Genomic DNA, 1873 nt, shown 5'->3' on the forward strand with positions numbered 1-1873 from the left:
TAGCAGGCCGGTTCTTCACCGTCACCGGGAACCACATCGAGGGGACACCCGCAGAGGTACAGACCGCCCGGCCCGGCAGCATCGAGGCCCTGTATGCGAAGGTCGCAGGGCCGGAGGAGGAGCAGGCCGTCATCCCCCCGAAGAAGGCCCCGGCCCCCTCGCCCACAGCGACGGCAGAGGGCCGCACCGACGGCGAGGTGATCGACCTCTGCACCGCAGGCAAGAACGGCGACAAGTTCACCCGTCTGTGGGAGGGTGACACCTCAGATCACGGAGGCGATGAGAGCGCCGCAGATCAGGCCCTCTGCAACTACCTCGCGTACTACACCGACCGAAACCCCACACAGATGGACAGGCTCTTCAGGCGGTCCGGTCTGATGCGGGAGAAATGGGACGAATACAGGGGACCGGAGACGTACGGACAGATCACCATCTCCACGGCGATGCGTGGGACCACCCGCACCTACTCCGAGGACAGCGCAAAGGCGAAGAAGAAGGCCGGGAAAAAGGCGAAGGAAGAGGAGGAGCCGCCGAAGAAGTTGAAGTCGCACGTGATCACCGACAGCGGGATCTATCTGGACGTGGTCACCGCCGATCAGCGTTTCCTCTTCGCAGGCGTGGACGAGGACGGCACCCTCTCTTTCCACGAGACGATGATGGACAAGAACGGCGAGACGGTGCACCCCCGACCCCTGGACCGACACCCCGACACCGGCGATCTGGTAGAGATCGTGGGACTCCCCCGGAAGGAGGAGATGGAGGCCGCCGCCCTCATCTCCCCGGTCGGCCTCTACGATATGATCGTCCGCCATCTCTACAAGTACACCGACGTGAAAGATGATGAATATCAACTGTTTGTCTATTATATCCTGTTCTCGTGGGTATATCAGAAGTGCAGCACTTCCCCTTACCTGAGGTTGATCTCCGACAGCGGCAAGGGGAAGAGCAGGATCGCCCGCACGGTATCCGACCTCTGTTTCTATCCGGTCACCGCCGGAGGAGCGAGCAGCCAGAGCGGGATCATGCGTACCAACGAGAAGTGGAAGGGGGTCCTCAGGATCGATGAATCGGACCTTTCCGGCGGGTACCAGAATCCCATGATCAAGTTCCTGAATCTGGGTTTCGAGCGTGGGCAATACTACATCATTAGTGACAAGAACGACCCGAAGAGACAGGAGTTCTTTGATCCTTTCGGTCCGAAGGTGATCGCCATGCGGCAGCCCTTCGGCGACGTGGCCACAGAGGGGCGGTGCTTGTCGGTCACCCCGCACGAGACGCAGCGCAAAGACATCCCCGTGGATCTGGACCGCACCTACGAGGAGGAGATGCAGAAAATCCGTGCCCACATCGCCGTCTTTGTTCTCCACCACTGGAACGAGATCGACGGTGAGAGGCTGATGGACTGCACTGACATCGACGTGGAACCCCGGCTCAAGCAGATGTTGCGCCCACTCTCCATCGTGCTCCAGGTCTTCCCCGATGGCGAAGACCGTTTCCGGGGATACATGAAGACCCGGCAGGCCGAACTGAAGAAGCAGCGTTCCCTTTCGTGGGAAGGCAGCCTCTTCAACCTCGCCCTCTCCCTCGCCACAGGGGATACCACGATGATGGATGATCCGAAGTATGCACAGTTCTACGATCTCGCCGACCGTCTCCAGGCGGTCACGCCCTCCATGCTCGCCGACTCCGTCAGGGCTTCTGCAAAGTCGGTGACCTCCGCCCTCACTGGGATCGGGATGGACGTGGAGCGGAGGAGGATCGAGACCTACCCGGCCGTCCCCTCGAATGGAATCAGTGTCCGGGTAAAGAGCGGTGACAAGCAGGTGAAAACCTACACCGTCCCCGGCCCACAGGAGTGGAGGGAGATCACCCG

1 pseudogene is annotated in these 1873 nt (G+C 61.0%); it reads left to right on the plus strand.

The window, feature by feature from the left end:
- Positions 1–1873 (plus strand): annotated as a pseudogene (locus tag Q0520_RS00780) (hypothetical protein); the annotation flags it as partial.

This window comes from uncultured Methanofollis sp. (assembly GCF_937919355.1).
GTDB lineage: Archaea > Halobacteriota > Methanomicrobia > Methanomicrobiales > Methanofollaceae > Methanofollis.